Origin of the sequence: Sphingomonas crusticola (genome assembly GCF_003391115.1) — a bacterium.
GTDB lineage: Bacteria > Pseudomonadota > Alphaproteobacteria > Sphingomonadales > Sphingomonadaceae > Sphingomonas_I > Sphingomonas_I crusticola.
In genome coordinates, this window is the sequence record NZ_QTJP01000001.1 from 1,770,858 (window position 1) to 1,784,730 (window position 13,873).

Here is a 13,873-nt window from a genome sequence, read left to right on the forward strand (position 1 = left end):
GACCTGGTTTGCTTCGCTACGCTCGCAATGACGAATTTTGGGCCGGCGCTTATTCCTCGGGCGGCAGCACGACCTTGTTATCGTCCGCTGCCAGCCCGTGGCGCATCAGCAAGGGCACGTTGCAGGCGGCGAAGATCACGGTCGCCGGCATCGAACCCCACAATTTGTAGCCGAGCCACGTCGCGGTCGAGAAGTTGCGCCAGACCAGTTCGTTGGCGATCGCCAACGCCAGGAAGAAGAACGCCCAGTTGCGCGTCAGCTGCCGCCAGCCTTCCGGCGACAGGCCGGGATAAGCCTGGCCGAGCACCATCTGGAGCGTCGGCCGGCCGGTCGCCATGCCCCAGAGCAGGATCGACGAGACCGTCACATAATAGATGGTGGGCTTGATCTTGATGATCCAGTCCTTGTGCAGCCAGATGGTCAGGCCGCCGAGCACCAGCACCATGACCGCCGAAAAGATCTGGATGGGCGAGACCTTGCCGAAGCGCACCAGCGATACCAGCATCGCCACCGCCGTCACCGCCATGAACAGCCCGGTCGCGACGTAGATATTCTGGTGGGTCAGCGCGAAAGCCGCGAAATAGACCACGATCGGCCCGAGATCGAGCGCGAGGCGCATGCCCATGCCCGGATCGGCGCGCTGGGCGGAGGCGTTACTCATCGTGATTTCTCCGGGGCGAGGCGTTCGATCCCGGCAATCGCTCGGGCAACTTCACGGGGGTCGAACGGGCGCAGGTCATCAATGGTTTCGCCCACGCCGATCGCGTGGATCGGCAAAGCGTATTTCTCGGCCGCCGCGACCAGCACGCCGCCCCGTGCGGTGCCGTCAAGCTTGGTCATGACCAGGCCGGTGACACCCGCCTCCTTCTGGAACACCTCGATCTGATTGAGCCCGTTCTGGCCGGTGGTGGCATCGAGCACGAGCACGACGTCATGCGGTGCGGCCGGATTGAGGCGGCCGAGCACGCGGCGGATCTTGGACAATTCGTCCATCAGCCCCGCCTTGTTCTGCAGCCGCCCGGCGGTGTCGACGATCAGCACGTCGATCCCTTCGGCGGTACCGCGCTTGACCCCTTCATAGACCAGGCCCGCGGCGTCCCCGCCTTCGTTGCCGGAGATGATCGGCACACCGATCCGCTCGGCCCATATCTTGAGCTGGCCGATCGCGGCGGCGCGGAACGTGTCGCCCGCGACCAGCATCACCGAATAATCCTGCTCGGTCAGGAGATGGGCGAGCTTGGCGATCGTCGTGGTCTTGCCCGATCCGTTGACACCGATCACGAGGATCACCTGCGGGCGCGGAAACGCCTCGATCTCCAACGGCTTGGCGACCGGCTCGAGAATTGCGGCGACTTCCTCGGCGACGATTTCGCGCAGCCGCGCCTCCGTCAGCCCGAGCGCGAAGCGCTCGCCGGTCAGCCGCGCCCGCACCCGAGCTGCCGTGGCGGGGCCGAGGTCGGAAGCGATCAATGCTTCCTCGATCTGATCGAGCGTGTCCTCGTCGAGCGCCGCCTTGCCGAACAGGCCCGACAGGTTCTCGCCAAGCTTGTCGGACGTGCGGCGGAACCCGCCGAGCAGCCGCTCGTGCCAGGGGGTGCTCATGCCGCGATACCCGTCAGCATGTCCCCGTCGGTGTCGACCATGCGGATTGCGACAATGCTGTTTGGCCGCGCCGGCGGAAACTTCACGCGCGCGAAATTGTCCGCATGGCCACTCACGCCATCCAATTCGACCAAGACCTGCCTCACCGTTCCAACCTGCTCCTTGAGCCATGCGGCCTTGCGCCGCGCTCCCGCCGCGCGCAGCTGCGCGGCACGTTCCTTGATCAACGACCGGGCGACCTGCGGCATCCGCGCGGCAGGCGTTCCTGCGCGGGGCGAATAGGGAAAGATGTGCGCAAACGCGATGGCGCAATCGTCGATCAGGGCGAGCGTCTCGCCGAACATCGCCGCATCCTCCGTCGGGAAGCCTGCAATCAGATCGGCCCCGATGACGATATCCGGGCGAACCTCCTTCAGCCGCGCAACCAGCGCCACCGCCTGCGCCCGGCTGTGCCGGCGCTTCATTCGCTTGAGGATCAGGTCATGGCCCGCCTGCAGCGAAAGATGGACGTGCGGCATGAGCCGCGGCTCATGCGCGATAAGCTCGAGCAAAGCTGCGTCCACCTCGCACGGATCGAGCGAGGACAGCCGCAGGCGCGGCAGATCGGGCACGTGGCGCAGGATGCGCGCGACCAGGCTGCCCAACGAAGGCTGGCCGGGCAGATCGGCGCCGTAAGCGGTAAGGTCGACGCCGGTTAATACGATCTCCCGGGCGCCCTGGCCGACGGCACGGTGCGCCTCCTCGATCACGCCGCCGGCGGGCAGCGACCGGCTCGGGCCACGCCCGAACGGGATGATGCAGAAGGTGCAGCGATGATCGCAACCGTTCTGCACCGGAAGGAAGGTGCGGGCATGGCCCCCTCCCTGTCGCCCCAGCGCAGGCTGGGGCCCAAGGTCATTGCCCCGCATAGCGCCGCCTTCGGCCACGCCAGACATGGATCCCAGCCTCCGCTGGGATGACGGGAAATAACGGGATGGCTCGAACTTTGCCGTGTTCGGCACGACCCCCGACACTTCCGCCATCGCGGTGAACGTCTCCGGTTCGATCTCGGCCGCGCATCCCGTCACCAGGATGCGCGCGTCGGGGCGCTCCCGCTTGGCGCGGCGGATCGCCTGGCGCGCGGTCTTCACCGCCTCGGCCGTTACCGCGCAGCTGTTGACCACCACCAGGTCGCTTTCGCCAGCGAGCATCGCCGCGATCTTCTCGCTTTCGGCGATGTTGAGCCGGCAGCCGTGGCTGATCAGCGTCGGCCCGCTCACAACTCTTCTGACTCGCCGGTGAAGACATGGGCGGCGGGGCCCGACATGCTGATGCTGCCGCCGGGCGCCCAATCGATCAGCAATTCGCCGCCTGGCAGGGCGACCGTGACCGGGCTCTCGACCTTGCCGCCACGGATCGCCGCAACCGCGGTCGCGCAGGCGCCAGTGCCGCAGGCGCGGGTCAGCCCGGCGCCGCGTTCCCACACGCGCAGCCGGATGCGGTCGGCCGCTTCGATCGTCGCGACGTTGACGTTGACCCGGTCCGGGAACAGCGGATCATGCTCGATTTGCGGGCCGAGCCGTTCCAGATCGACCCGATCGCAATCCTCGACGAAGAAGATGACGTGCGGATTGCCGACATTGACCGCGGCGGGGTCGTTCAATTCGTCCCAGCCGACCGGCAGGTGCGCCGTGTCCATGGCGTAAGCGAGCGGGATCCGCTCCCAGTCGAAACGCGGGCTGCCCATGTCCACCGTGGCCAGACCGCCATCTGCGACGAGGTGCAGCGTACCGGCCAGCGTCTCGAGCGTCGATTGGCGGCCCAGCAGCAGCGCGACGGCACGCGAGGCGTTGCCGCAAGCCTCGACCTCTCCGCCGTCGGAATTCCAGATCCGCATGCGTGCATCGGCAATTTCGGAGGGTTCGATCAGGATAACCTGATCGCAGCCGATCCCCTCGCGCCGGTCGGCGATGGCGCGCGCGCGCGCCGGATCCATCGCGATCGGCGCCGTGCGCGCATCGATCACGACGAAGTCGTTGCCGAGCCCGTGCATCTTGTGAAAGCGGAAGGACATGGCCCGGCGCCGTAAAGGGTGAAGGGTGGCGGTGGAAGCGCTTTGCACTTCGTCTCCATGCCGCTCCGTCCAACGAACACTATTTTTCCCGTTGTGGGCCACTATAAGGGCGCCCATGCACGACATGATAGCGGGAGCGGTACTGAGCGAGGACGGCCCATGGGGCGGTGGCTCGGATGGCGGCGAAGGCGGCAAGACGCCGTGGCGGGCACCCGCCGGCGGCGCCGGCCCCTCGGCGCTCGACGCGCTGATCCAGCGCGGCCGGGAGCGGCTCGGCGGCGGCAATGGCGGCGGCGGGGCGCCAGGACTCCATATCGGCGGCGCCTGGCGCTGGGGAATTCTCGCCTTGCTGCTGTTGTGGGTCGCGCTCACTAGCGCGCACACGATCGGCCCGCAGCAACGCGGCGTCATCACGCGCTTCGGCAAATATGTCGGCACGCTCCAGCCCGGGCTTGGACTGTCGTTCCCCGCGCCGATCGACATCGTCAGCAAGATCGACGTCGATAATATCCACGTCATCGACATCGACACCGGCGTCGACGGCGCCACCGGCCAGAATCTGATGCTGACCGGCGATGAGAACATCATCGATCTGGCCTACTCGGTGCGCTGGAACATTCGCGACCCGGAACTCTATATGTTCGAGCTGCAGGATCCCGACGGGACCATCAAGGAGGTGGCCGAGAGCGCGATGCGCGAGGCGATCGCCCGCGTCACGCTCGATCAGGCGATCGGCGCCCAACGCGGCCAGATCGAGCAGCAGGTTGCCCAGCGCGCCCAGGAAACGCTCGATTCCTACCATGCCGGCGTGGTCATCCAGGGCGTCGCGATCAAACAGGCCGACCCGCCAAGCGAGGTTGTCGACGCCTTCAAGGAAGTGTCGGCCGCGCAGCAGAATGCGCAATCCTACCTCAATCAGGCGCGCGCTTATGCGACCCAGGTCAAGGCCAAGGCGCAGGGCGAGTCGACCGCCTTCGACGCCGTCTATGCGCAATATAAGCTGGCGCCCGAAGTGACGCGGCGGCGCATGTATTATGACACGATGGAGCGGGTGCTGGCCAAGAGCGACAAGACGATCGTCGAGCCGCGTAACGTCGTGCCTTATCTTGCCCCGCCGGCGGCGGTGGCCAAGCCGCAGGAGCCGGCCAAGTGAGCCTGATCAGCGCGCTGCGGCGCTATCCCGTGATTTGGGCCGGTGCCGCTTTGCTGGTGCTCGCGGTCGTGCTGAGCTCACTCACGATCGTCCCCGAAACCCGCCAGGCGCTGGTGCTGCGCTTCGGCGAACCGATCCGCATCATCAACGCTTATGACCGCCGGGAGGAATTCGGGCGGACGGGGGCCGGGCTCGCGCTCAAGATGCCGTTCGTCGAAAATCTGGTGTGGGTCGACAAGCGCGTGCTCGATTTCGACATGCCGCGCCAGGCGGTGCTTTCGACCGATCAGGTGCGGGTCGAGGTGGACGCATTCGCGCGTTACCGCATCGTCAATCCGGTGCGCATGTATGTCTCCGCCGGCAGCGAACGGCGGGTCAGCGACGCATTGAAGCCGATCCTCGGTTCGGCGCTGCGCAACGAGCTCGGCAAGCGCCCGTTCCGCATCCTGCTCAGCCCTGAGCGCGATGTGGTGATGAACAATATCCGCACCTCGCTCGCGCGGGTTGCCGCACAATATGGCGCCGAGATCGTCGATGTCCGGATCAAGCGCGCCGATCTGCCCGACGGCACTCCGCTCGAAAGCGCCTTCAACCGCATGCGAACCGCGCGTCAGCAGCAGGCTCTCTCCATTCAGGCCGAGGGCCAAAGGCAGGCCTCGATCATCCGGGGCGATGCCGATGCGGTCGCGGCCAATACCTATGCGGCAAGCTTCGGCAAGGATCCGGCTTTCTACGATTTCTACCGCGCCATGCAGTCCTATCGTTACACGTTCGGTACCGACGATACCCAGCCGCGTGGATCGGCGACGATCCTGCTGTCACCCGACAATGATTATCTGCGTGAGTTCGCCGGCAAGAAGCCATGAGGCGGTCGGCGCTCCAGGATGCCGCGCCCGCCAATAGCCCATTCAATTTGCATTCAGACGTGGATCGCCACACTTTGCCATCCGTTTCAGGATAACGGCGCCGCGTCCGCAGGCCGGCCGTAAGTCTCAGGAGAGTTAACCAGTGCGTTATGCCTATGCTGTAACTGCCGCGATGCTCCTTGGCGGGGCTGCCGCGACCGTGGTGACCCAGTCGCCGTTGGGCGCGCAAGTGGCGCAGAACGCGCCGTCGCAAATGGCCGCCGTCGCGCCGCGCGGCGCGCCGATGAGTTTCGCCGATCTCGCCGCCAAGCTCCAGCCGGCGGTGGTCAATATTTCGACCACGCAGAAGGTTCAGCTCAACCGCCAGCAGCAAAATCCGTTCGCCGGCTCGCCGTTCGAGGATTTCTTCCGCCGTTTCGGCGGCCAGCAGGGTGGCGACGATAGCGGCACCACCCAGCCGGTGACGCGCGAGGCGACCTCGCTCGGCTCCGGCTTCATCATCTCGGCCGACGGCTATATCGTCACCAATAATCATGTCATTTCGGGCGTGCCGACCGATCAGGGCAAGGTCACGGTCTCCTCGATCACCGTCACGCTGCCCGATCGCAAGGAATATAAGGCGACCGTCGTCGGCAAGGACGCGGCGTCCGACCTGGCGGTGCTCAAGATTCAGGCGACCGGCCTGCCGTTCGTCGAATTCGGCGATTCGACCAAGACCCGGGTCGGCGATTGGGTCGTGGCGATCGGCAATCCGTTCGCGCTAGGCGGCACCGTCACCGCCGGTATCGTATCGGCGATCCATCGGTCGATCGGCAGCGGTCCCTATGATCGCTACATCCAAACCGACGCCGCCATCAACCAGGGCAATTCGGGCGGCCCGATGTTCGACCTTGCCGGCAACGTTGTCGGCATCAACACCGCCATCTTCTCGCCCTCGGGCGGCAACGTCGGCATCGGCTTTGCGATCCCGGCGGAGCAGGCCAAGCCGGTCGTTCTGCAGCTGATGAAGGGCCAGCGTATCCACCGCGGCTATCTCGGCGTCGGCATCCAGCCGATGACCGATGATGTCGCGGCGGGCCTCAACCTGCCCAAGGATCGCGGCGAGATCGTGTCGCGGGTCGAGCCCGGCCAGCCGGCGGCACGCGCGGGCGTCCAGCAGGGCGACGTGATCGTCAAGGTCAACGGCCAGGACATCACTCCCGACAACACGCTGTCCTACATCGTCGCCGGTCAGCCGGTCGGCTCGCGCGTGCGGATCGACGTGATCCGCAACGGCAAGCCGGTCACGCTGAATGCGGTGCTGGCCGAGCGCCCGCCGGAGGATCAGCTGGCGGCAGCCAATGGCGGCAGCGAAGACGATGCGGTGCCCGACAACGGCTCGAGCTCGCCGTCCACGCTACGCAATTCGCTGGGCCTGTCGCTGCAGACGCTGACGCCGCAGATCGCGCAGCAGCTGGGGCTTGCCCCCGGCACGCGGGGCGTGGTGGTGACTGGTGTCGATCAGTCGAGCGACGCCGGATCGAAGGGTTTTCAGCCGCGCGACGTCATCCTCGCCATTGCCCAGCGCCCGGTTGCGACCGCGGCCGAGGCCGCCGCCGCGGTCGATGCCGCCAAGCGGGCCGGATACAAGACCGTGCTGTTGCTGGTTCAGCGCGGCACTGGCCCGGCGCGCTACATCGGTGTCGATCTGACCGGCAAGTAATTCCCGCCCCGGCCTCGGGCCGGGGCGACGTTCATGCGCGGCAGGCGTGCATGTCCGCCGGCTTCGGCCGGGGGCCAACAGCCTTGTACAATGCGAGATAGCCGCCTGCCTGCGGCATCGGCTTGCGCTCGACCAGCGCATAGCCGATCGCCTTGAATTCGCAGTCCAGCAGCGCCGGCGGGGTGCCGTGCGCCTGGGTCGCACGGTCGGCATCGACCACGACCACCATGCCGGTCGGCGCAAGCGCCGGCCGCAGCCGCCACAGGAATTCGTACGGCTCCTCAATCTCGTGGTACATGTGGACCATGAAGATCCGGTCGAAGCTGTGCGGCGGCAGACCCGGATCGGCCGGCTTGCCGAGCTTGACCGAGACGTTGTCGAGCCGGTCGCGATAGACGCGCTCCGCCAGCCGATCATGATAGGATGGCACGATATCCTCGGCCAGCACGCGGCCTTTGGCGCCAACGCGCGCGGCAAGCCTGATCGTATAATAACCCTCACCCGCGCCGATGTCGGCGACGGTCATGCCCGGCCGTATGCCGGCGGCGGTCATCACCGCCTCCGCCTCTTTGAGGCGGTCGCGGTCGGGCTCGGTCGACCAGCCGCCCGACACCGTTGCCGCCACCGGCCGCTCGGCCTTCGGAAAGCCTGCCGCCGTGCGCTGCTCTTCCGGAGCAGCCTGGCTGCAGCCGGCGAGCAGCAAGGCCGCGACCAGCAAGCGCCGGGTCACTCGACATCCTCCACTTCGACCGTCTCTCCGGTCACGCGCTGCGACAAGGCGGCGGCCATGAACTTGTCGAGGTCGCCGTCGAGCACATCGGCGGGCGCGGTGGATGTCGCTCCGGTCCGCAGATCCTTCACCAGCTGATAAGGCTGGAGCACATAGGACCGGATTTGATGACCCCAGCCAATGTCGGTCTTGCTCGCGTTGGTCGCGTCGGCTTCCGCCTCGCGCTTGCGCAACTCCTCCTCATAGAGCCGGGCCTTGAGCTGCTTCATCGCCTCCGCCTTATTCTTGTGCTGCGAGCGCTGATTCTGGCACTGGACGACGATGTTGGTGGGGATGTGGGTGATGCGCACCGCCGAATCGGTGGTGTTGATATGCTGCCCGCCCGCGCCCGACGCACGATAGGTATCGATCCGCAGGTCGCTGTCGTTGACGACGATATCGATATCATCGTCGACCTCGGGATAGACCCACACGCTGGCAAAGCTGGTGTGACGGCGCGCGGCGCTGTCATAGGGGCTGATGCGGACCAGGCGATGCACGCCACTCTCGGTCTTGGCATAGCCATAGGCATTCTCGCCTTTGATCAGCAGCGTCGCCGACTTGATGCCCGCCTGCTCGCCCGCGTGGAAATCGACCAGTTCGACCTTCATGCCGTGGCGTTCGGCCCAGCGCGTATACATGCGCTGGAGCATGCCCGCCCAATCCTGGCTTTCGGTCCCGCCGGCGCCGGCATTGACTTCGATATAGCTATTGTTGGCGTCGGCCTCGCCCGCGAGCAAGGCCATGACCTTGTCGTGATCGGCCCGCTCCGCCAGCTCCGCAAGGGCGCGTACGCCATCGTCCACCAGGGCTTCGTCGCCTTCGGCCTCGGCCATTTCCATCAGCTCAACCGTGTCGGTGCGCTCCTGGTCGATCGCGTTGACCGCAGCGATCGCGCCTTCCAGGCGGCGGCGCTCCTGCATCACCGCCTGCGCCGCTTTGGGATCGTCCCACAGCTTCGGATCCTCGACGCGGTTGTTGAGTTCGTCGAGCCGGCGCACGGCGCGATCCCAGTCGAGAAACCGGCGCACCAGCGCCAGCGCTGCATCGATCTGGGCAATATGGGCTTGCGCTTCGGCGCGCATATCAGAAACGTCCTTTGGAATTCCGTTCCCCGGCCAGGGCCGGGGTCCAGTTCGACGGTTGGAGCTGGACCCCGGCTCTCGCCGGGGAGCGTTGGCGTGGCGCTTACCTAGTAAATGCCACCCTGCTGCTGCAAGAAGTCGCTGTCATTGTTGGTCCGCGCCCGATGCACGACCTTGGGGCGAGGCGGGTTCAGATCGCGCTTGCCGATCGCGCGGCGCGGCTCGCTCTCGGGCTTGAACGCTTCCCAGATGATCGCCGATTTCGGATCGGCGTCGTTCGGCCAGCCGCCGAACACCTTCTTGCCCGAGCGCCGATCGATGCGCACCATGCGAATACCCGGTGGTGCCTTGAACGGGACGACCGGCATGTCCTTCATCGCGATCTGCGCGAACTGGCGGAAGATCGGCGCGGCAAGCGTGCCGCCCTGCGCATAGCCGCCCATCGGGCGGGGACGATCGAAGCCCATATAGACGCCGGCGACCAGGTCCTGAGAGCCGCCGACGAACCAGACGTTGGTCGGGCCGGTATTGGTACCGGTCTTGCCGAACAGCGGCCGGTTGAGATCGCGCAGCACGGTGGCGGTGCCGCGCTGGACGACGCCCTCCATGATATGCACCATCTGGTAGGCCGTCAGCGGATCCATGACCTGGGTGGAGCGCGGCCGCGGCCGCGGCATCCGGCCGCCGTTCCAGTCCTTGGCATTGCAGCCCTCGCACGGGCGATTGTCCGCCCGCCAGATCACCTTGCCATGCCGATCCTGGACATAGTCGATCAGGGTGGGTTTGACCGAGCGCCCCTGATTGGCCAGCATCGCATAGGCATTGACCATCCGCAGCACCGTCGTCTCGCCCGCGCCGAGCGAATAAGCGATGTAGGGCGGATAATCGCCGACACCCATTTTCTTCGCGAGCGCCACCACCTTGCTCATCCCGGCCGCGCTCGCGGCACGAACCGTCATCAAATTGCGCGATTGCTCCACACCCCAGCGCATCGTCTGCGGCCCGGCATAGCCGCCGGTGAAGTTACGGAAGCATTTGGTGCCGAGCGACGCCGTCTGGAACACGCAGAAGGGGCCGTCGACGATGATCGACGCCGGCGTCATCCCGCTGTCGAGCGCTGCTGAATATACGAAGGGTTTAAATGACGAGCCGGGCTGGCGCAGCGCCTGCGTCGCGCGATTGAAGCTGTTGCGCGAGTCGAATCCGCCCTGCATCGCGACGACCTGGCCGGTGTGGACATTCTCGGCGACCATGCCGCCGGAGATGGCCGGGATCGAGCGCAGCGCCCAGCCGCTGCCGGCGGGTGCGACGATGACGATATCGCCGCGCTGCAGGAAGTCGAAGGCGCGCCCGCCGACACCGCGCTTGGGTGCCGCGGCTCCCCACGGGAAGAGTTGCGAGGTGGTGCCGTCGGCAAAGCCGAGTTCGGCACTACTAGGCGACTTGCCGAGGATCAGCGCCGCACGCCAATTGGAATAGCCGACCTCGACCGGAGCGTTGGCGAGCCGCGCAGGCCAGCCGGGGCCGGCATCGATCTGGCCGGATCGCCCGCGCCAGCCGCCGCCGGTATCGTAGCGGACGAGGCCGTCGCGCAATGCCTGCTCGACCGCCTTTTGCGCCTTCGGGTCGAGCGAACTGCGCACCCAGAGCCCACCGGCATAGACGCTGTTGGCGCCGTCCCCGATGTCGGTGCCGTATTTGGCGATCAGTTCGCGCCGAACCTCCTCCATGAAATAGCCTTCGAACGGCTTTTCCGCGTCGCGCCGGGCGTCCGAGCGTTGGACCGTGCCGAGCGGGGCAGCGGCGGCCGACTGCTCCTCCGCCTTCGTGATATAGCCGTTGGCTTGCATCTCGCGCAGCACATAGGCGCGCCGTTCGATCGCGCGTTCGGCATGGCGGTCCGGATCGTAATTGGCCGGCGCCCGGGGCAGCGTCGCAAGATAGGCCATTTCCGGGAGCGTGAGCTCATTGACGCTCTTGCCGAAATAGGCGCGCGCTGCGGCCTCGACGCCATAGGCGTTACGACCGAGGAAGATCTGATTGAGATAGAGTTCGAGGATCTGCTGCTTCGACATCGCATTTTCGATGCGGACGGCAAGCGCGGCTTCCTTGACCTTGCGGGTCGGCGAATATTCGTTGCCGATCAGCAAATTCTTGGCGACCTGCTGGGTGATGGTCGAGCCGCCGTGGGCACGCTTGCCGGTGCCGCTTTTGCGCGCATAGTCGAACACCGCGAACAGGAAAGACGATGGATCGATCCCGTGGTGCGAGAAGAAGGTCTTGTCCTCGGCCGAGAGGAAGGCGTGGATCAGCTGCGGCGGATATTCATCATAGGCCAATTCGACGCGCCGTTCCCGCGCGAAGCTATAGACGGGCGTTCCATCGAGCGCGCGCACGTTCGTCGGCAGCGGCGGCTCATAACTCAGCAACTTGTCCGTGGACGGCAGCCCGCGCAGGAAGATCAGCCAGAACAGGACATAGGCAAGGATCAGGAAGCCGACGATTCCCAGCAGCCAGCGCACGCGCCGCTGGGCCAGCACGTTCCTGATCGCTCCGTCGGGAAGGTGGAAACGGGGTAGGGTGAGCTTCACCGAATCGCGTCTAGAGCCTGATTGTCGGCGGTGGAAGCGCTTAGCGCGTCCGCGGCCGGCGTGGATCAGGCTCTATTCCGTTCTGAAGCCTGATCGCGAGCGGCGCAGGCAACCGTCGGCCTATTTCCCGCCCGGCTTGCGGAAGCGCAGGATGAACTGGTCGGTATGGCCACGGATCGAAGGGTCGAACACCTTGGCCGTACGCGGGTCGGCCGGATTGGCGAGCACCTTGCTCTCCCCATCGAATTTGAAGCCGGCCGCCTCAACCTCCTTGCGGACGGCCGCGGCCTCGATGCGATGGAGCGTATTGGTATCGGTCACGCCCGATCCTGCCGGTGCCGAATGATCGAGCACGACATAGACGCCGCCTGGCCGCACGATCCGGTACAGCACCTTGTTGAAAGCGACCACATCCAGTCCGGCAATGTTGTGCAGGTCATGGTAATTTTGCGAGGTCCACACCAGGTCGGCGATATTGGCCGGGCCGGGGGCCAGCGCGGGATCGTGCAATGCCTCGACATTCTTGTGGGCCGGATCGGCGGCAAGCGCCTGAACGGCGTCGAGCGACTTCGGCCGCCCGGCATACATCTCGTCCGGCACATAGCCGATCACCTTGCCGGTAGGGCCGACCGCAGTGGAGAATAGGCGCGTGAAATAGCCGCCGCCCGGCAGGATATCGACCACCACCATGCCGGGCTTTACCCCGGCGAACGCCAGCATCTCGGCAGGCTTGCGTTCCGGATCGCGATCGCGGTCGGCGGCGGGTCGCCCCGGATCCGCGACGGCAGCGGCGATCGACGGCGCCGGTGCGGCAGCAAGCGAGGGCATGGCCGTGAGCAACAATGCCACGGTCAGGCTGGCGGTGCGAATCATGGCAATTCCTCCCGGTCCCTGGCCTTGCCGACCAGCTGGCGCGCGAAATGCGCTTCGACCGCGCGGCGAACGCCCAGCGCGATCTTTTGGCGATACTCTTCCGACATCAGCAAAGCGAGATCGTCGTCGTTGGAGATGTAGCCGGTTTCGAGCAATACCGACGGCACGTCCGGCGCCTTCAAGACCATCAGCCCGGCATATTTGTGAAAGGTCGATTTAAGTCCGATCAGGGGCGACAGCTCGCGCTGTAGCACGGCCGCGAAGGCGGAGGAGGTGTTGAGCGTCTCGCGCTGGGCGAGGTCGATCAGGATCGAAGACACGTCGCTGGTCTCGCGCGACAGGTCGATGCCGTTGATCACGTCAGCCTTGTTCTCGCGCGCGGCCAGGGCCGCCGCGACGCGGTCGGACGAGGTTTCCGACAAGGTGTAGATGCTGGCGCCGCGCGCCGCCGCATTGGGCGCGCTGTCGCAATGGACGGAAATGAACAAATCCGCGCGAAGCTGGCGGGCAATCTCGCGCCGCTCCTGCAGCACGAGGAACCGATCGTCGGAGCGTGTCAGCGCGACGCGGACCTTGCCGCCCTCCAGCAATTCCTGGCGGATCGCCCTCGCTATCCTGAGCGCGACATCCTTTTCCTGCTCGCCGCCATCGGACGAGGACGAGCCGGGGTCGTGCCCGCCATGACCGGCGTCGATCACCACCAGCGGCGCATCGGCGCGGCGCGGTCCCTGCACCATCGGCAGCGACAGGCGCGACGGGCGCGGCGGGATGGCGGCGGTGGCGCTGTTGGGCGTGCGCGCGGCTTGAGCCGGCACGGCCGCAAGCAGCAGCGCAAGCAGGGACAGGAGTGCACGAGCGCGGTTCGGCATCGCTACCAGCGTAGCAAAGTCGCGAGTCGCTGGGAATCCCGCAGCTGGCCGGCCGGTTTGTGTCCGCGACTATTGCCAAACACGTGAGTGCTCCCGCCCGCGCGGTGGGCCCCGCCCGGCATTGCGGGGTCGGGTTAGCATTGCCATATCGAGGTCCGGGACGGCGGAGCTTTCGGTTGCCGCGCCCCAGGGCAGATGCTACGCACCCCTGGTTCGGCACGGCGCGTAGCGTATCGTTTCCCCGAACCGTTCCGGCGCGAACAAATTCGCGGCCGTCATCCCAGGTTGAAGCTGCATGTACCATTTTTCC

Annotated in this window: 11 protein-coding genes and 1 pseudogene; 3 read left to right on the forward strand and 9 right to left on the reverse strand. The window is 66.2% G+C overall.

Translation table 11 applies throughout. The features are described from left to right. Positions 1–49 precede the first annotated feature (49 nt). From DX905_RS08385 to dapF, 4 genes are read right to left on the reverse strand one after another with little or no spacing between them, the layout of a single operon-like run. On the reverse strand, positions 50–661 hold the full coding sequence (locus tag DX905_RS08385) for an inner membrane-spanning protein YciB (protein ID WP_116090951.1): 612 nt from the start codon (positions 659–661) through the stop codon (positions 50–52). After that, entirely contained in the window at positions 658–1,602 is a 945-nt protein-coding gene (gene ftsY / locus DX905_RS08390; RefSeq protein ID WP_116090952.1) for a signal recognition particle-docking protein FtsY, read from the reverse strand. Before ftsY ends, DX905_RS08385 begins: the two co-directional genes overlap by 4 nt. Beyond that, positions 1,599–2,861, reverse strand: coding sequence for a tRNA (N(6)-L-threonylcarbamoyladenosine(37)-C(2))-methylthiotransferase MtaB (mtaB, locus tag DX905_RS08395; protein WP_116090953.1), 1,263 nt, complete (start codon positions 2,859–2,861; stop codon positions 1,599–1,601). The genes ftsY and mtaB overlap by 4 nt, the downstream gene beginning before the upstream one ends. Then, a complete protein-coding gene (dapF, locus tag DX905_RS08400; RefSeq protein WP_116090954.1) occupies positions 2,858–3,655 on the reverse strand; it encodes a diaminopimelate epimerase in 798 nt (265 codons plus the stop codon). Before dapF ends, mtaB begins: the two co-directional genes overlap by 4 nt. Before the next feature lie 124 nt (positions 3,656–3,779). Here dapF and hflK point away from each other — a divergent pair, with 124 nt between their 5' ends. From hflK to DX905_RS08415, 3 genes are all read left to right on the forward strand, one after another. After that, a complete protein-coding gene (gene hflK / locus DX905_RS08405; protein WP_240320945.1) occupies positions 3,780–4,808 on the forward strand; it encodes an FtsH protease activity modulator HflK in 1,029 nt (342 codons plus the stop codon). A 5-nt stretch (positions 4,809–4,813) separates the two neighbouring features. Then, positions 4,814–5,674 (forward strand): protease modulator HflC, encoded by an 861-nt coding sequence (gene hflC, locus DX905_RS08410; protein ID WP_116092422.1) that lies wholly within the window; start codon positions 4,814–4,816, stop codon positions 5,672–5,674. Positions 5,675–5,816: 142 nt separating this feature from the next. After that, a complete protein-coding gene (locus DX905_RS08415) occupies positions 5,817–7,376 on the forward strand; it encodes a Do family serine endopeptidase (protein ID WP_116090956.1) in 1,560 nt (519 codons plus the stop codon). Between the two features lie 31 nt (positions 7,377–7,407). Here the strand turns inward: DX905_RS08415 and DX905_RS08420 are convergent, their stop codons facing one another. The 5 genes and pseudogenes from DX905_RS08420 to DX905_RS08440 all read right to left on the reverse strand — a co-directional run. Beyond that, positions 7,408–8,106, reverse strand: a complete 699-nt coding sequence (locus tag DX905_RS08420) for a class I SAM-dependent methyltransferase (protein ID WP_116090957.1) — start codon at positions 8,104–8,106, stop codon at positions 7,408–7,410. After that, on the reverse strand, positions 8,103–9,230 hold the full coding sequence (prfB, locus tag DX905_RS08425; protein ID WP_116090958.1) for a peptide chain release factor 2: 1,128 nt from the start codon (positions 9,228–9,230) through the stop codon (positions 8,103–8,105). Before prfB ends, DX905_RS08420 begins: the two co-directional genes overlap by 4 nt. A gap of 107 nt (positions 9,231–9,337) precedes the next feature. Then, positions 9,338–11,821, reverse strand: coding sequence for a penicillin-binding protein 1A (locus tag DX905_RS08430; protein WP_116090959.1), 2,484 nt, complete (start codon positions 11,819–11,821; stop codon positions 9,338–9,340). Positions 11,822–11,941: 120 nt separating this feature from the next. After that, positions 11,942–12,694: a class I SAM-dependent methyltransferase gene (locus tag DX905_RS08435; protein WP_162875531.1), complete on the reverse strand. Its 753-nt coding sequence runs from the start codon at positions 12,692–12,694 to the stop codon at positions 11,942–11,944. Beyond that, positions 12,691–13,509 (reverse strand): annotated as a pseudogene (locus tag DX905_RS08440) (N-acetylmuramoyl-L-alanine amidase family protein); the annotation flags it as partial. The pseudogene DX905_RS08440 and the gene DX905_RS08435, both read right to left, overlap by 4 nt. Between the last annotated feature and the right edge of the window lie 364 nt (positions 13,510–13,873).

Bases quoted from the DNA above. Each gene is read 5' to 3' on its own strand.
- DX905_RS08385 (WP_116090951.1), bottom strand. From the start codon at position 661: ATGAGTAACGCCTCCGCCCAGCGCGCCGATCCGGGCATGGGCATGCGC.
- ftsY (WP_116090952.1), bottom strand. From the start codon at position 1,602: ATGAGCACCCCCTGGCACGAGCGGCTGCTCGGCGGGTTCCGCCGCACG.
- dapF (WP_116090954.1), bottom strand. From the start codon at position 3,655: ATGTCCTTCCGCTTTCACAAGATGCACGGGCTCGGCAACGACTTCGTC.
- hflK (WP_240320945.1), top strand. From the start codon at position 3,780: ATGATAGCGGGAGCGGTACTGAGCGAGGACGGCCCATGGGGCGGTGGC.
- prfB (WP_116090958.1), bottom strand. From the start codon at position 9,230: ATGCGCGCCGAAGCGCAAGCCCATATTGCCCAGATCGATGCAGCGCTG.
- DX905_RS08435 (WP_162875531.1), bottom strand. From the start codon at position 12,694: ATGATTCGCACCGCCAGCCTGACCGTGGCATTGTTGCTCACGGCCATG.